Genomic DNA, 15952 nt, shown 5'->3' with positions numbered 1-15952 from the left:
GGATCACTCCGTTGCCCCCGTCGCTCACCGCGTTGGGGGGAAGGTTCACATGGCTCAATGCTCAATGGAAATTATGTGCCTAACCGGCTCAGTTCTGCGTGGAAAACAACACCTATGGTCTCATTCTGCGGCCGTGATCGCCAACTTGATGGAAGCTGGTCGCATTTGCGTCTCGTTAACCATCTGAATTAACGCTGTTCTTTTCTGTCTTGGAAGCCATATCACCGTTAACTTCCGTCACCGATACCGGCCTTAACCGCGAGAGGTAACCATCGATAAGTAGCGCTTATCGATGGTAGATTGATTTCGGCGTGCAAATCACGGAGAATCGTCTCAAAGGACGGCCCTGGAGGCCTTTTGGGATGCCTGTGGCCAAAGCAAAAGAATCAATGACCGCCGTCGAGCGACGTGCCGAAGAACTCGACACCATCGCCGCCGTGCTGCCGATCGACCGCCGCGACGAGCTCGCCCAGTTGCTCACCGACCACGACGTCGAAACACTGCGCCATCTCGTCAACCAGGGCATGGGCGACAACACACTTCGCGCCCTGACCTCGGATCTCGCCTATCTCGAAGCCTGGGGCATGGCGGCCACCGGAAAATCCCTGCCCTGGCCGGCGCCCGAGGCGCTGCTTTTAAAATTTGTCGCGCAGCATCTGTGGGATCCGGAAAAGCGCGCCGTTGATCCAGATCACGGCATGCCAGCCACCGTCGACGAAAACCTCAGGAGCCAAGGGCTTCTCAAATCCGTCGGTCCGCACGCGCCAGCCACGGTGCGCCGGCGCCTGGCCAACTGGTCGACGCTGACCAAGTGGCGCGGTTTTGACGGTTCCTTCGCCTCCCCTGCCCTCAAATCCGCCATTCGGCTGGCGATCCGAGCCGCGCCAAGACAACGTCTTCGCAAGAGCGCCAAGGCGGTCACATCAGACGTGCTGGCAAAGCTGCTGGCGACCTGCGCGACCGACAGTCTGCGCGATGTCAGGGATCGCGCCATCCTGATGGTGGCTTTTGCCTCCGGCGGACGCCGTCGCAGCGAGATCGCAGGCCTTCGCCTGGAACAACTGACCGTGGAAGCTCCGATCGAGGTGCCGGACGGGCCTCCCCTCCCCTCTCTCGCCATCCATCTCGGCCGCACCAAAACGACGACTGGAGAGCAGGACGACATCGTCTACTTGACCGGTCGGCCAGTGGAGGCGCTGACTGCCTGGATGGTTGCCGCCAAGATCGAGAACGGCAGTGTGTTTCGGGCGATCGGGCGCTGGGGCACGGTGTCGCGGCGGGCGATTGATCCGCAGTCGGTTAATGCCATCATTAAACAGCGGGTGGAAATGGCCGGGATGGAGCCCGGGGAGTTTTCCGCGCACGGGCTACGATCTGGATATCTGACCGAGGCGGCAAACCGTGGCATCCCCCTGCCCGAGGCGATGGAGCAGTCGCGCCACCGTTCGGTGCAACAGGCATCCAGCTACTACAACAGCGCTACCCGGCGCAGCGGTCGCGCAGCTAGGCTTCTTTGATGGCAGGAGTCCGTCCTTAGCGGTCATTGGGCAAAAAATCCTAGAGGACAACGCGCTCGATTTCGGTATCCGAGCAGAAAACCGGCGATCGGGACGCTGCAACGGGCGGTCCTGGCGATCGGCTAGGCTGGAAGACTGAAGGCGGCAGAAGGCTGTGCTAATCCCGGCCATTCCTGCCCTTGCTCTTCTCCATCAGCGCGCTTGAGCAAGCGCGAGAGCGTCCGCTCCAGCAGGAAAGCGAAGCCGGTTCCCGGTATCGTGAACGGCCTGCCAGATCGCTTCTGCAACATCGCTTTCCGTGGTGGTCAGGGAAGGATTCGCGAACGCCTCAAGGATCGGCCGTGCAAAGTCTGCATAGTCCCCGGGAAGGAGCTCCGAGAAAGGAACGATGGCATTCGCCCCAAACCGGGTCGTTGGCGCATAACCGGGCTCAACGAGCTTCACGCGCACCCCGAAATAGCCAAGCTCATGTGCGAGCGAAGCCGAAAATCCTTCGATGGCCTGTTTGGTGGCGGTATAGGCTGCTGCGAGCGGGAACTCTCCCAAAGCGACGCTCGATGTGACATTGACGATCGTTCCGGACCGACGCTCGCGCATCTGCGGGATGACGGCCTGGCACATCGCCATAACGCCGATCGTGTTGGTCTCGATAAGCTGCCGGATTAGGGACATTGGCATCGCTTCGAATGCACCGACACCGCCAAGCCCAGCATTGTTCACCAGCACGTCAATTGGACCGACAGATTCGAAAAGGCTTGCGATGCTATCGGGGCTGGTGACATCGAGCGGCAGCACGCGCAGCCGGTCGGTTCCGGCAAATAACGATGGGTCAGGACGCCGCATCGTCGCGAGAACATTCCACCCGCGAGAAAGGAAGTGTTCGGCGGTGGTCTTGCCATAGCCGGATGATGTACCGGTAATGAGGATGGTCTTGGTCATGTCAGTCTCCTTGGTTGCGGTCAGACAAGGAATAGACAGTCGCCTGAAGACGATCTATAGTTTGTCGTCCATTAAAAGTTATGGATCGTCCAAAAGTGGATCCTTTAAGTGATATTGTCGCCCTCTTGCGACCCAGGGCCGCGATAGCGAAGCCAATCTCCGGGCGCGGCCAATGGGGCGTTCGCTACAGGTCGTATGATGCACCCGGGTTCACGGTCGTCCTGACGGGAGAAGCATGGGTCACCCTAGGTGATCGGAAACCGCTTCGGATTGCCGAAGGCGACTTTCTCCTTCTGCCGACTACGCCGGCGTTCTCCCTGTGCAGCGAACCCGACGTCCCCTGCATTCCCGCTGAACCTCTGGCTGAAGCTGTCCGCCACGGCGAGCAACAAGGAGAGCCGGATTTCGCGGCGCTGGGCGGGAGCTTCTCGATTGAGAGCGTCAACGCGCCGCTGCTGCTCGCGCTGCTGCCCGATGTGTTTCATATTCCCGCTTCAGCAGGGCGCGGGACGCGATTTGGCCGCGTGGTCGAACTGCTGTCCGAGGAGTGCGCTGCCGACTATCCCGGCAAAGAACTGATTATCCAGCGCTTGCTGGAGACGCTGCTGGTAGAGGCATTGAGGTGGGACATTATCGGAAACAACGCAGCTTCCACGGGTTTGTTGAATGGGCTGCGCGATCCCGCCATGGCTCGTGTCCTGCGCGCGATCCACGAGGACGTTCGAGCAAGATGGACGGTGGCCGATCTTGCAGGAATTGCTGGCATGTCGAGATCGGGTTTCGCCGCGCGGTTCAACGAGGTTGTTGGTTGCGCGCCAATTGAATATCTGGCGCGGTGGCGCATCGCTATTGCCAAGCAGGCATTGTTGAGCGGCGCAAAGTCGCTCGACCGGATCGCAGATGAAATAGGTTACGAATCCGCCAGCGCCTTCAGCACAGCGTTCAGCAAAAGGCTCGGTTGCTCCCCGGGCAGGTTCGCTAGAATGCACGTCAGTGACCGCCCTCGCATGCCTGCGATCTGATGACACTGCCCGCTGCGGACCGGTCAGTGACACGGTATCGGTTGTTTACTGGGATACCCGAGGCCATGGAGCAGTCACGTCATCGCTCAGTTCAGCAGGCGTCAAGCTACTACAAGAGTGCCGCGCGCCAGACCGGCAAGGCCGCGCGGATGCTGTAAGGCCATACTCAGATGAAGGTGTTAATCATACTCACTTCGTCGGTTGTGTCCGTGCGGTGAGTTTATTCCCGTCCGGATCGCGGAGGTACGCGACAAAGGCGCCGTTTGGACGTTCTGCAGGCGGGCTTTCGATTGCTGTGCCGCCATACGTGACGCCTGCCTTGTGCCACGCTAAAACATGATCCTGGCTCGCCGGGGCGATGCCGATTGTCCCACCGTTTGCCGCAGTTGCCGGCTTGCCGTCAATTGGTTTCGTGACCATGAGCCGGCCGCCCTCGTGAAGGTAGATCAGCCTGCCTCTTGCGTCCGCCTCACCGGGCTCCCCTCCCAGTGCAGCAAACGTGGCATCGTAGAAGGCTTTGCTCCGCTCCAAGTCGTTGCTACCGATCATCACGTGGGTAAACATGCTGCATCTCCAATAGGTTTCGCTGGTCCTGATCCTCGTGTAGTTTTTCGCCGGCTGCAACCGTTCAGCGCGGAGACGAACGAGAGACGTTTCCCATGTGGACCGCCAGGGACTGGCCGGATGTCATGCTGGTTCTTTTGAATTGTCCCAGCAATTTTCAGTCTCTCGCAGAAGTCCCAACTCTCACTGCCGCCACGAAACCAGGGTTCACCGCTTCGCCTCCGCCGTTGGTGGCAAACAGACCGGATATGCCTGCTCCGGCACTGCGGCTCAAAAAAACCCGCCGTCCTGCAGGATCGTTCAATCGACCATATCCGCCGTCAAATAACGGTGGGACTGTTCTGACAATGTTTGTGATTCGAAGATGCGGTCAATCGTGCATCGGGAAGCCTTTGATCAACAACAGCTGCCGACAGTAAAGGGGAAATCTTTGTCTACGATTCCATTAGACTCTCTCAGGAACCTTACCTCGAACCCGGGAGGCAGAAATTCGCCGGCCGGTCAGACCAGGGGTGCTCAGCCATCCTTTGACCATCTGATGAACTCAACGCTCGATCAGATGTCATTTGAAGCTCAAAGTCATTTTTCTCATAACATCATCGGAGGCAACGACGCCAACCGCGATGGGTACGTCACGCGTGAGGAATATTCGAAAAATCTGATGTCTGGACCGTCACCGAGAACATTTGCCGAAGCGCTCCACATATGGAACACGCTCAGCGGCGGTGCGGATCGCGTGAGCGAGGAGGACTTGAACAGCAACTCCGCTGGCAAAATCATTGCCAGCGTGGGAGTTATCGACCGCTCCAAGTACCGCTGAAGAGCTCGTGTTGGACGTCGCAGTCTCCGACTGCGAACGTCGTGCAAAAGCGTTTCGGCACGTTAGCCACCGAGATAACGCGAACGCAGTTCGGGTGAACCCACGCCGAAGCGACCCTCACCGAAATACCGCGACGGACTTGCTCCCGTATGGCGGCGAAACATGGTGATGAAGCTGCTCGCGCTCTCATAGCCAAGGTCAAGGGCGATGGTAGTAACAGCATCGCCGCCGGCCAGCCGCTGGAGCGCGAGGCCCACATGCAGTTGTTGCCGCCATCGACCGAACGACATTCCGGTCTCTCGCTGAAACAGGCGGGTAAGGGTTCGCTTACTAGCCCCTATACGCGCGCCCCATTCCTCGATCGTGAAGCGGGCAGTTGGATCCTCCAGGAGTGCGTCCGCAAGACGCCGCAGCCGCCGGTCAACTGGCATTGGCAATCGTAGCGGCTCGAGGGGGGCATCGCGAAGCTCGTCCAGAAGAACCTCCGACAGCCGAGCACGCCTTTCCTCCTCTGCGATTAGGAAGGCAGGGTTTGATGCGAAGGCGAGAATGACTTCTCGCAACAGCGGACGAATAAACAATATTCCGCAACTCTCGCCCAGAAAGGCTGCAAGGTTGGGCTCTATGTAGAGATTGGCCATGACAATCCTGCCACTGGCATGCGCCCGATGCAGCACACCCGCAGGCAACCAGATGGCGCATTGTGGCGGAACGGTCCAAATTCCGCCGGCGGCTTCAACCGTCAGCGCACCACATGTCACATAGAGCAGTTGCGCTTTGCGGTGACTGTGGGGTTCGGTTTCGCCGACAGCCGTGAGTTCGATCGTCAGGCCCACAACGGAACTCGAAACGATGTCGGGGTCATCGATCTCGGGTGTGATGATGATGATGCTCATCGGCTCGGCTTCTCCGTAGTCCGTTATGGATTCTAAACAGGGCGCCTCGCCTTGCAAGATCATGGTGCTGTTTTGCCGTCCTGGCTCGGATGGTTATACCGATATACGAAGCGCACCAAAATCCGCGACCAGGGAAACGATGGCATCGATCTCCACCAACCAGTCCGCTTGGCCGAGCCTCTCCACGCCCAGGAAAAGGCTGGCGCAGACCGGCCATCCTTGCCCGAAGACGGAATGCCCGGCCTCGAATATTGGGCCGACGAGATCGTCGCTGTGACGGACGACGTGCAGCCCCATTCGCACGACATGCTCCGGCCCGACCCCGAGCGCATCGAGCGCGCTCTTCAGATTGCGGAAGCATTGCTCCGCCTGCAGACGATGATCACCTTTACCGACAAGCCGACCTTCAGCATTGATAGCAACTTGTCCGGCGATGAATGCGAGGGGACCTGCCGGTGCGATGGAGATTTGAGCGTAGAGCGGTGCCACGGGCGCTGGCATCGAGGCTGGATTGAGGTGCCTTATCATGACTGACCCCGCATTGAGGTGCTGAGCGCAGTTTGCGCAACGTAGCCGTCCGGCCTTATCAAGAGCGCACCGATATCACCGAGAGTGGCCGCATGTGCGGTGGGAACCCCTGTCGCTTCAACGATCGAATTTGAGCTCAGCCAATCGGGCCTCTCAACTTTATCGCCGTCGGAGATTGTCAAATCCAGCCATTGCCCCTTCGAGAGGAGGCTGAAAAGCGTCGCATCTGTCCCGTCAGAAAGCCTCAACGGCATATCGCGAATTCGGCTACCAACAAGGGCGGAGTGCGGCGGGGCAAAGCCGGGCAGCGGATCGGGATAATGCACGGCAAAGCCCGAGACCTGATTTGCAAAGTATGCGTTGATCGCCGGCACCTTCAGCATGTCGTTGAAGACGCCCCGAAGTGCTCTCCCCCGCGCCGAAAAGGCGGTGATCAGGTGACTCTGCGCCATCGTCGTGTCGCGAAGATTGACGCCGACCGGCAGGCGTTCGGATTCATAGGTGTCGAGCAACTCTGCAGGCGCGGTTCCCATGGCGACCGCCGCCAGCTTCCAGCCAAGGTTCATCGCGTCCTGAATACCGACATTCATGCCCTGCCCGCCAGCCGGCAGATGAATGTGAGCCGCATCGCCTGCCAGAAATATGTTTTCACGACGGTAGGCCTTCGCCAACCGCGTCTCGTTGTCGAAGCGCGACAACCACAAAGGCGAATGGGCGCCAAAGTCAGAGCCAAGTATCCGTGCCGTGGCTTGGCGCAACTCTTCGAGTGTCACCGCATCCTGCCGTGTGCGACCGCGCTCTTCCGCCTCGTTGACGACAATCCGGTAGTGCGCCCCATCACCAAGGGGCGCCACCAGCACACAACCGTGCTCGTTGAATGCCGACACCAGAGGCGTGTCCGGCGGAGACGCCAGGACAACGTCGCCCAGGAACCAGGCCCCGTTACCGGAATGGCCCTCGAATTCGATTCCAGTCTGCGAACGAACAAGGCTCCGCGCCCCATCTGCACCCACTACGTAACGTGCGTGAAGTTCAAATGGCCACTCGCTGGCGCCGGAGACGGTGACGCCATCACTTTCGCAAACGATCCGCTCTGCCACGGCGCCGCGAAGGATCTCGACGCCGAGTTCGAATGCGAACTCTTCTATCAGAGCCTCTGTCGTCTCCTGTGGAATGAACAGAGTGTAGGGGAAACGGCTGTCGAAAATGTCGAAGTCCAGCCGAGTATCGAGGACCGCATAATGGCCCGACCTGACTGGCTTTCCGACGGCCAGGAACCGCTCCTCGATCCCCCGAAGTGACAGGACTTCCAGTGTCCGGCCATGAATGGTCAGTGCTCGGGACTGATTGATCCGGTGCGTGCGTCGTTCGATGACAACCACCCGCAATCCGGCCAGTCTGAGTTCGCAGGAAAGCCATAGCCCGACAGGGCCTCCCCCGACAATGATGCAATCGTAAACGTCATTCATTTCCGGCTCCTTCTATCCGTGAGCGGGCCGCTGCTCCCGCGATCACCAACTGAGTAGCCGGAGCACCGATCCGGCACTCTCGCCGTCCTGCCAACAAGTTTTGCGAAACGGCCAATGTTAGCTGCTGCTGAGCTATGGGATCGGGACATTGAACGATCCTGCGGCGCTGCAGGATCGTTCAACCTGAAAGCGTGCAAGCCGGATTAGTCATCGTGTGTTGGCGAACAGTTCGCCAAGGACACATGAGGGAGTCATCCAATGTCCAGTTTTTTCAACTTGCTTGCATCGGGTGTGATGCTTGCCGCAACCATGGGAGCACCAGCAGCAATGGCAGCCGATAGCACACCGAAATCCATCGTTCTCGTCCATGGCGGCTTCGTCGATGGTTCGGGATGGGAGGGCGTCTACGACATCCTCAAGAGTGACGGCTACGATGTCACCATCGTGCAGAACCCGACGGTCACCTTGGAAGATGACGTCGCTGTCACGAAACGCGCCATCGCAGCGGCGGCCGGCGACGTGGTCCTGGTTGGCCACTCCTACGGTGGCGTCGTCATCTCCGAGGCCGGGACCGATCCAAAAGTAAAGTCGCTCGTCTACATTGCTGCTTTCGCGCCAGACGCAGGTGAATCCGTCTCCAGCCTGATCGCGAACCCGGTCCCCGGAGCCGCTGCGCCACCGATCCTACCGCCAGTCGATGGTTTCCTGTTCCTCGACAAGGCGAAGTTCGCACAGTCGTTCGCCGCCGATGTCCGTCCCGACCTCGCCGCCTTCATGGCGGCCTCTCAGGTTCCATGGGGCGTCGGCGCTCTCGAGGGTCGGGTTACCTCGCCCGCCTGGAAAGCAAAGCCGAGCTGGTATCTTGTCGCTACCGATGACAAGATGATCCCACCAGATGCCCAGCGTGGGATGGCCAAGCGGGCCAGCGCCAAGACCGTCGAGATCCCCGGCAGCCATGCGGTTTATGTGTCCAATCCGAAAGCAGTCGCCAAGATCATAGAGGAGGCCGCCAACAGCAAAAAGAGCGGCTGATTGCTTTCTCGGGTCGCCGTTGTCTATGCCGCGGCGTCCCACCACTGCAGAATCGTTCAATTGACAATTCAGCCGCCGTGATATTTTGCGCTTCGCCATCTTGTTTGACGTGGAACGCTACTATGACCTTGAACGTGAAGCTTGTGGAAGTCGCAACCGTCCCCATTGGTCTGCCCCACAGGACCGAGCTAAAATTGTCGGTTCGCGGCCTCTCCTGTTCGAGATTAATCGCAGCTGATGTAAATTACGGGTTCAAACCGACCGAAACTAATCCAGATTTCCCGACCTGGGAGGGTGCCTACAGCATCGGTGTCCACTTTAATGACGAGAGGAGCGAGGTATTCCTCGACGGGCGCTACTACTCTCATCCCAACCGGAAGGGCCAAACCCACTTTCTCTATGTTTCGGAACTTGCCCACATCGATTTTACCACGCCACGGCATACCCAAGAAGTCATTTTGCAGCGCAGCTTTATGCGGGAAATCGCCGACGACCTGGAAGTGCCACATGTTACCCATCTGGGTAACAGCCTTTATCATATGACCGACGATCCGGTCCTTCGACGCCTTGCCCTCAGGATTTATCCGTTCTTCGATGCCCCGGAAACCATGGATCCCTTGATGGCCGATCATTACATGTGGAGCCTTGGTATCTATCTTTGCGCCCACTATGGCGATCTTACCATTCGACGCCCGATCGTCGGGGGGCTCAGCACCTGGCAGGAACGGCTGGCCAAGGATGTCATCGAGACCAGTCTCGTTGGCGGCGTCGGACTTGCGGAACTTGCCCAACTATGCGGTCTTCGCACAAGCCAGTTCGCGCATGGTTTCAAGCGCTCTACTGGCGTTGCACCCTATGAGTGGCTCCTCAGACGACGTATCGAGCGCGCCAAGGAAAGCCTGCTATGGGGCCATAAACTGTCGGAGGTTGCTCTTGCGTGTGGATTTGCCGATGAAAGTCACCTTACGCGAATGTTCCGGCGCGTTGTCGGAGTGACGCCGGGAGCCTGGCGAGCGACGAGAGCGTCGGCTGTTCAGCACTAGAACTGAGGCGACCATAGGTCTTGGACATTATGGAGATGCAGTAAGTCTGAGGCAAAGTACCATCACGTCCGAGAATGGGCGGGTTCTCAGAGCTAAATAACATACCTCCCTCTGACCTGAGCTGCGGCTGAGAACGGTAGATGAGCGTAAACCATCGCAAAGTCCTTGACGAAAAGTTGCCAGCCGGAAACTTCCTGAGTATTCATAATTTTACCGTTTGAAAACAGTCGGCTACGGCTTTCGAGCGGCCGCGACAAATAGCCTACTCAACCGGCTCGTATGACCGGCGAGGAATTCGCCCTGACCTGAGCGAATAGCATCGGTCCAAGTGAAAACTCCCCTCGCCGCGCCTTCGCGGTAAAGTCTCGTAGATATCCGCCCGCCGAGTTGATTTGATTGTCCGCTCAAGAATGCAAGCGATAGCGATTGCCGCCCCCGCCTGCCCCATTGTCTCGCACGCCTCCTCATACGCCGCATACGCCGATGGGCTAACGCCCAGCATAGATCGAACTGTAACGGCGGCCGTCATCATTTCGCGCCAACTGCCTATGGTTCCACCCGGCCCGAACGGAACAATCTCAGGGCAAGCGCGCAGCACTAGCGATAGCAATCTTTTATCGATGGGCATAGCTTTTTGGCCGTCAATTGACGGACGCGGCTCGGCGGGAGGCGCGGGGGGGATCAGTCTATCCGACTGCCTTCGGCGGAGAAGAGGTGGACTTTCCCGGATTTGGGCGCGAGGCGGATTTGCTGGTCGGGCTTTAAATCCACCCGCCGGTGCAGCACGATGGTTGCCGTCTGCGTGCCGACACGTACAGAAAGATGGGTCTCCGCGCCTGTCGGCTCGACAGTCAGCATGGTGGCCGGAATGCCCGTCTCCGCAATATCGAGGTCTTCCGGGCGGATGCCATAGGTGCGTGCCGCGCTGTGACTAAGTTGCGGCGGAAGCGGCAGGGAAACACCGCCTTCGATACGGAAGCCGCCGTCGCTGACACCACCCTCGAAAAGGTTCATCGCCGGCGAACCGATGAATCCCGCCACGAAAAGGTTTGCCGGCCGGTCGTAGAGATCGAGGGGCTTGCCGATCTGCTCGATGCGGCCGGCGTGCATGACGACGATCTTGTCGGCCATGGTCATCGCCTCGATCTGGTCGTGGGTGACGTAAACGATGGTAGTGCCAAGGCGATGCCATTGTCTGTCCTCCCTCACAGTTTCAGTTGCCAGACGCCGGCCCCGGCGACGGCGCCGACGAGCGTTGCCGAACGCGCGGCGGCAAAGCCCGGAATCCGTTTGGACCCCGTCCAGCGGCCGTTGTCAGCGAAGACCTCGATGGAGCCGGCATCGAGGAAGATGCGCAGGCTCGACGGTTTCGCGCCTGTGGCGATGTAACGTGGCGGCGTCATGCCGGTGCGAGCGTCGAAGACAATCGCCAGACCATCGGCATCGAGTTTCACGCCTATATCGACATCTGGATGATCGAAGGTGAGATCGAAGGCGGCGCCCGGCGCGGTGAGATCAAGCACGATCTCGACGGCGCCGGTGCCGAGCGGCACGGTCTTGCCGGCGGCAAGCGCGGTGTCATCAAGCAAGTGATGGCGCAGGCTTTCGACGGCTGCGACCGGCGGGGTCAGCACGGTGTCGCCGTCGAGAAGCACGCGGCGCGGCAGGGTCATGGTCGTCGGGAAATCGTCCTTCTTGGAAAAATCCGTCCAGTTGGCGAGCCAGGCGATGCCGACCGGCTCGTCGCCATCAACGAAGGCCTGAAAGGCATAGGCATCCGAACCGAAATCCAACTCCTGCACGAACTCCGCAGTGAAGGTGCGGCCATCGAAACCGCCGACGGTGACGGAGGTGAGGTTGCGGCGGCCGGTGGCCGGGTCGCGGCTGGTGAGCAGACCGAAGAACAGCGCCCAGCGGGGTTCTGCGTTTTTGCCGGAAAGCGGCACCATGCAGGGGCACTCCGCCGCCGTCATGCCGAAACCGTCCTCACGATGGAGGATGCTAAGGAAGGTCCAGCCATCGGCGCCTTGCGCGTCTGCAGTTTCATAGAGCAGTACGACGCCGCCCTGCCTGTCGCGGCTGCCGAGCAGCATCTTCCAGTGGCCGTCCGGGCCTTTGAAGACATAGGGGTCGCGGAAATCGGTGGTGAGGTTCAAGCCTTCCGGGCGCAGCGGCATCACAATTTCCGAAGGGCCGGCGACGATGCCGTCGCGGCTGACGGCGGAAAGCTGGATCTGCTCTTCCGGTTGCCGGTCACGCACATGCTCGGTGTAGAAGACGCGGATTTCCTCGCCCTCCGGGCCGGGGATCGCCGAGCCGGAGAAGGCGCCGCCGCGGCCATCACCCTTTTCCGATAGATGCGCCGCCGGGAAGAGGAACATGGGCAGATGCCTCCAGTGGACGAAATCCTTCGAGACGGCATGGCCCCAGTGCATAGTGTTCCAGCGCGGCTCATGAGGATAATGCTGGTAGAAGAGGTGGGCGTTTCCGCCGAACCGTCCAAAACCGTTCGGATCGTTCATCCAGCCGAAGGGCGGGCGGAAATGGTAGCTGTCGGGGACGTCGGGGGCAGCGGTGCGGGCATCGCTGTGCAGCACGCGGATCCCCTCCTTCATCACGGTTTCCGGCCGGAAGGCGTAAGCGACCGAGAGCGCTGTGGTTGTCGCATCATAAGACAGCGTGGCACGACCGCCTTTCGCGAGCGTCACAGCGAAGAACTCAAATTCCCCCGTGCGGCGGGTCGAGAGCTCGCCGATGTCGTTGCCATCAACGGCTACGAAGAGCTTCGCCTCGCCGCCGGCATGGCGCGCCTTCAACCAGAGATGCAGGACCGTGCCTTCGGGCAGCTCCGCTTCAATGGTTTCAGGTGCTGACGTTTCGAATTCTGCCTGCATAGACATGATCAACCTTTCACGGCGGAGCCGACGAATGAACTGACGAACCAGCGCTGGAAAGCCAGATAGAGAATGAGGACCGGGATCATCATCAGCACCGATGCGGCCATGGCGCGGTCCCAGTAGATGCTGTCCTGTCCGAAGAAGGTGGCGATGGCGACGGCAATCGGCCGGGCATAGTCGGTCTGGGTGACCAGCGTCGGCCACAGATACTGGTTCCAGCTTTCGATGCCCATGAGGATCGAGACCGTGGCGAGCGCCGGCAGGCTGAGCGGCATGTAGATCGACCGGTAGATGCGGAAGGCCGATGCGCCGTCCATTTCCGCCGCTTCATAGAGTTCTTTCGGCAGCTGCGCGAAGAACTGGTAGAAGAGGAAGACATAGAGCGGGCTTGCCACCCAGGGCAGGATCTGCACCGCGAAGGTATCCGTCAGCCCCGCCCGCGACATCATGACGACGAGCGGCATGATGATGCTTTCCTGCGGGATGACATAGAGCGCGACGACCAGCGCCAAGAGTGCCGCCTTGCCGCGCAGCGAGCCCCAGGCGAGAACGAAGCCCGCCATGGAATTGACGACCAGTCCCGAGACGACTGTGGCGACGAGGATCACCAGCGAATTGAAGAGATATCGGCCATAGGCCAGCTCGCCGGAGAAATGGGCGATCTCCTTGTAGTTCGACAGCGTCGGGTCGCTGACCCAGAAGGCGCGGAAGCTGCCCATGTCGGCGAGGATGCGGAAGCGGTCGTCCTTCAGGCTGGCGATCAGCAGCATGAACAGCGGCGAGATCATCACCAGTGCGATGACCAGGATGCAGAGGCTCTGCACGATGCGCAGGCTTCTCTTGCCGTTGCCCCTTGCGATTGCCAGCGGGACGGGCTGGGTCAAAGCGAGATCAGACATCGAAGCGCCTCAGGAGTTTGCGTTGCAGGAGCGCGATCAGAAGAACGATGACGAAGAGGATGACGGAAACGGCCGATGCGTAGCCGAGTTTCTGCTCCTCGAAGCCGGCGCGCACCATGTAGTGGACAACGGTTTCGGTGCTTTCGTTCGGGCCGCCCTGGGTGAGGATTGCCACCTGGGTATAGAGCTTGAAGGCCTGGATCGTGGTGATGACCAGCACGAAGACATGGGTCGGGCGAAGGCCGGGCATGGTGACGTGCCAGAAGCGGCGCAACGCGCTTGCCCCGTCGATGCGGGCGGCATCGTACAGTTCTTCGGGAATGCCCTGCAGGCCGGCGAGATAGATGATCATCTGAAAGCCATAGGCCTGCCAGGCTGAAAGCAACACGATGGAGAACATCGCCCAGCTGGGGTCGCCGAGCCAGTCGATCGGCTGGATCGTGCCGCCGGAAAGGAAACCGACGATCTGGTTGAGCGGGCCGCTCGGGTACTGGAAAAGCGTGCCCCAGATGACGCAGACCACCACCATGGAGGTGATCGCCGGCAGGAAGAACAGGCCGCGCAGCAGGTTTTGCATCGGCAGCTTCTGATGCAAGAGCAGCGCGGTCAGGAAGGCGAGGCCGCACTGCAGCGGCAGCACCCAGACGGTGAAGCGCGTAACGTTCCACAGCGAGGTCCAGAACAGCGGATCGGTGAAGACGCGCTCGAAATTCAGGAGGCCGACGAAGCGCACCGGCGTCGGGCGCGGCACGAGCGGCTGGTTGGTCATCGCCGTCCAGAAGGACAAGAGAAACGGCGTGATCAGGAATATCGCCATAAGCAGAAAGGCAGGTGCGATCATCGCCATTTCCTGCCAGAGCCGCTTGTTGTCGCGGCGTTTGGCCGGACGTCGCAAAGCGGGCGTGGAGGTCTGTTGCAAAGTCATTGTTTCCTCCTCATCGGTCATCCTCCCGAGATGGTCCAGGGGCCGGCAGGACGAGCCGGCCCCGTCAAAACCCCTTACTGCTGCTCGTCGAAGGGCGGGTAGCCGGCGTTGTCCTCGATATCCTCGTCGATCTTCTTGGCGGCGGCCGTCAGCGCTTCCTGCGCGTCACCACCGTTGAAGATCTTGTCGACGGCCTGCATGAAGGCCGAGGTGATCGTCGGATAGGCCGGGTGCGGCGGACGGGCGATCGCGGTCTTGGAAGCCTGCTCAAAGGCGACGGCGAGCGGACCACCTTCCGCATAGAGCGGGGAACCGGCGGCGAAGCTCTTGAGGCCCGGATAGGCGGACTGGGTCTTGGCGTACTCCCGGTATTCCTTGTCCTTCAGCAGGAAGCTCAGAAACTTGCCGGCGATCTCAGGGTTTTCCGAGGTCGCGGAAATGCCCCAGATCCAGGTTCCGTTCGGGCTCACGCCCTTGTCGCCGATCTTCGGCAGCGGCATGACGACGATATTGTCCTTCATCGCTGCCGATGCCTCCGCGTAGAACCAGTGGCCGCCCATGGCGAGCGCGGCCGGCTGTCCCTCGGCATAGAACTGGTTGGTCCCCGACGAAGTCGGTACGACCCAGCCCTTCTTCACCCAGTCCTGCATCATCGTCAGCGCCTTGACGCAGGCCTCGCCATCGAGCGTGCCGCTCGCCTTCCAGGTCTTGCGGTCGATCAGGTCGCAGCCGGCGCTTTCGAGCAGGGGGCCGTAGGCATAGGTGATCCACTCGGTCTTGATGCCGTAACCTCGGAAGGTGTCAATCGGCCACTTCACGCCCTCGAGCTTGGAGAGCTTTTCGAGATAGCCTTCGAATTCCTCACGGGTCCAGGCATCATCGACCGATTTCGGAATGCGGGCGCCAATGGCTTCAAGATATTTCTTGTTGCCGTAGAGCACGACCGAGGAGTCGGTGAGGCCGATCGCATAGAGATCCTTGTCGATCGGATAGGTGCCCTGGGCGATATTCGAATCCGTCATGTCATCGAGCAGGTCCTTGTCAATGAGCGGCTTGACGGGCTGCAGATAGCCCGACCAGACATAATTGGCGAGGAACGGAGCATCGAGTTCCATGATATCGGGCAGCTGCTTGGCCATGACGGCGGCGCTGAACTTCTCGTTATAGGCATCGTGCGGCGCGTAGATCATCTCGATGTCGACATCGGGATTGGCGGCCTCGAAGCGGGCGGCAACGTCGCCATAGGCCTTCACCCAGCCGGGATCGCCCTGATGCATGACGTGGATGACGGTCTTCGCCTCGGCGAAACCGGCGGTCGCGACCAGCGCGGCGGACGCTAGGAGTGCGGAAAGTAAACGATTACCCATTGAAATGCTCATTGATATTCTCCTCCTGTTAGAC

General features: G+C 60.0%; 14 protein-coding genes and 2 pseudogenes. 5 read left to right on the top strand and 11 right to left on the bottom strand.

The genetic code is table 11. The features are described from left to right. Positions 1-368: 368 nt before the first annotated feature. Entirely contained in the window at positions 369-1517 is a 1149-nt protein-coding gene (locus tag G9X64_RS15330) for a site-specific integrase (RefSeq protein WP_171376885.1), read from the top strand. A gap of 192 nt (positions 1518-1709) precedes the next feature. Here G9X64_RS15330 and G9X64_RS15325 read toward each other — a convergent pair whose 3' ends face one another. Next, on the bottom strand, positions 1710-2456 hold the full coding sequence (locus G9X64_RS15325; protein WP_171376872.1) for an SDR family oxidoreductase: 747 nt from the start codon (positions 2454-2456) through the stop codon (positions 1710-1712). 95 nt (positions 2457-2551) lie between these two features. Between G9X64_RS15325 and G9X64_RS15320 the strand changes: the two genes are divergently transcribed. Continuing rightward, entirely contained in the window at positions 2552-3478 is a 927-nt protein-coding gene (locus G9X64_RS15320) for an AraC family transcriptional regulator (RefSeq protein WP_168313033.1), read from the top strand. A gap of 189 nt (positions 3479-3667) precedes the next feature. Here the strand turns inward: G9X64_RS15320 and G9X64_RS15315 are convergent, their stop codons facing one another. Then, a complete protein-coding gene (locus G9X64_RS15315; RefSeq protein WP_171376871.1) occupies positions 3668-4042 on the bottom strand; it encodes a VOC family protein in 375 nt (124 codons plus the stop codon). A 538-nt stretch (positions 4043-4580) separates the two neighbouring features. Between G9X64_RS15315 and G9X64_RS15310 the strand changes: the two genes are divergently transcribed. Next, positions 4581-4862 (top strand): hypothetical protein, encoded by a 282-nt coding sequence (locus G9X64_RS15310; protein WP_171376870.1) that lies wholly within the window; start codon positions 4581-4583, stop codon positions 4860-4862. Positions 4863-4924: 62 nt separating this feature from the next. Here G9X64_RS15310 and G9X64_RS15305 read toward each other — a convergent pair whose 3' ends face one another. The 3 genes from G9X64_RS15305 to G9X64_RS15295 form a co-directional block, all read right to left on the bottom strand. After that, positions 4925-5758, bottom strand: a complete 834-nt coding sequence (locus tag G9X64_RS15305; protein ID WP_171376869.1) for an AraC family transcriptional regulator — start codon at positions 5756-5758, stop codon at positions 4925-4927. Between the two features lie 93 nt (positions 5759-5851). After that, on the bottom strand, positions 5852-6247 hold the full coding sequence (locus G9X64_RS15300; RefSeq protein WP_312864041.1) for a RidA family protein: 396 nt from the start codon (positions 6245-6247) through the stop codon (positions 5852-5854). Between the two features lie 35 nt (positions 6248-6282). After that, complete coding sequence (locus tag G9X64_RS15295) at positions 6283-7755, bottom strand: FAD-dependent monooxygenase (RefSeq protein WP_171376868.1); 1473 nt, start codon at positions 7753-7755, stop codon at positions 6283-6285. Positions 7756-8064: 309 nt separating this feature from the next. On the opposite strand from G9X64_RS15295, the gene G9X64_RS15290 reads away from it, so the two are divergent. Together G9X64_RS15290 and G9X64_RS15285 are read left to right on the top strand one after the other, a co-directional pair. Continuing rightward, a complete protein-coding gene (locus G9X64_RS15290) occupies positions 8065-8787 on the top strand; it encodes an alpha/beta fold hydrolase (RefSeq protein ID WP_376766398.1) in 723 nt (240 codons plus the stop codon). 122 nt (positions 8788-8909) lie between these two features. After that, complete coding sequence (locus G9X64_RS15285) at positions 8910-9830, top strand: helix-turn-helix domain-containing protein (protein ID WP_171376866.1); 921 nt, start codon at positions 8910-8912, stop codon at positions 9828-9830. A 266-nt stretch (positions 9831-10096) separates the two neighbouring features. On the opposite strand, the pseudogene repC reads toward G9X64_RS15285, so the two are convergent. The 6 genes and pseudogenes from repC to G9X64_RS15255 all read right to left on the bottom strand — a co-directional run. After that, positions 10097-10437, bottom strand: a pseudogene (repC, locus tag G9X64_RS15280) (replication initiation protein RepC); the annotation flags it as partial. A gap of 74 nt (positions 10438-10511) precedes the next feature. Next, positions 10512-11015: pseudogene (locus G9X64_RS15275) on the bottom strand (ABC transporter ATP-binding protein); the annotation flags it as partial. 20 nt (positions 11016-11035) lie between these two features. Beyond that, positions 11036-12730, bottom strand: a complete 1695-nt coding sequence (locus tag G9X64_RS15270; RefSeq protein ID WP_171376865.1) for a glycoside hydrolase family 32 protein — start codon at positions 12728-12730, stop codon at positions 11036-11038. Positions 12731-12732: 2 nt separating this feature from the next. Beyond that, the gene (locus tag G9X64_RS15265; protein ID WP_062941619.1) at positions 12733-13626 is read right to left on the bottom strand and encodes a carbohydrate ABC transporter permease; all 894 of its coding nucleotides are present in this window, start codon (positions 13624-13626) and stop codon (positions 12733-12735) included. Continuing rightward, complete coding sequence (locus G9X64_RS15260; RefSeq protein WP_168313014.1) at positions 13619-14551, bottom strand: carbohydrate ABC transporter permease; 933 nt, start codon at positions 14549-14551, stop codon at positions 13619-13621. The genes G9X64_RS15265 and G9X64_RS15260 overlap by 8 nt, the downstream gene beginning before the upstream one ends. A gap of 74 nt (positions 14552-14625) precedes the next feature. Beyond that, on the bottom strand, positions 14626-15918 hold the full coding sequence (locus G9X64_RS15255; protein WP_171376884.1) for an ABC transporter substrate-binding protein: 1293 nt from the start codon (positions 15916-15918) through the stop codon (positions 14626-14628). Positions 15919-15952 lie beyond the last annotated feature (34 nt).

The sequence above is a fragment of the Rhizobium sophorae genome (assembly GCF_013087515.1).
In the GTDB taxonomy this organism is placed as follows: Bacteria; Pseudomonadota; Alphaproteobacteria; order Rhizobiales; family Rhizobiaceae; genus Rhizobium; species Rhizobium sophorae.
The sequence above is the reverse complement of the archived record's forward strand: the minus strand, read 5'-3'. Positions and strand labels throughout refer to the sequence as shown.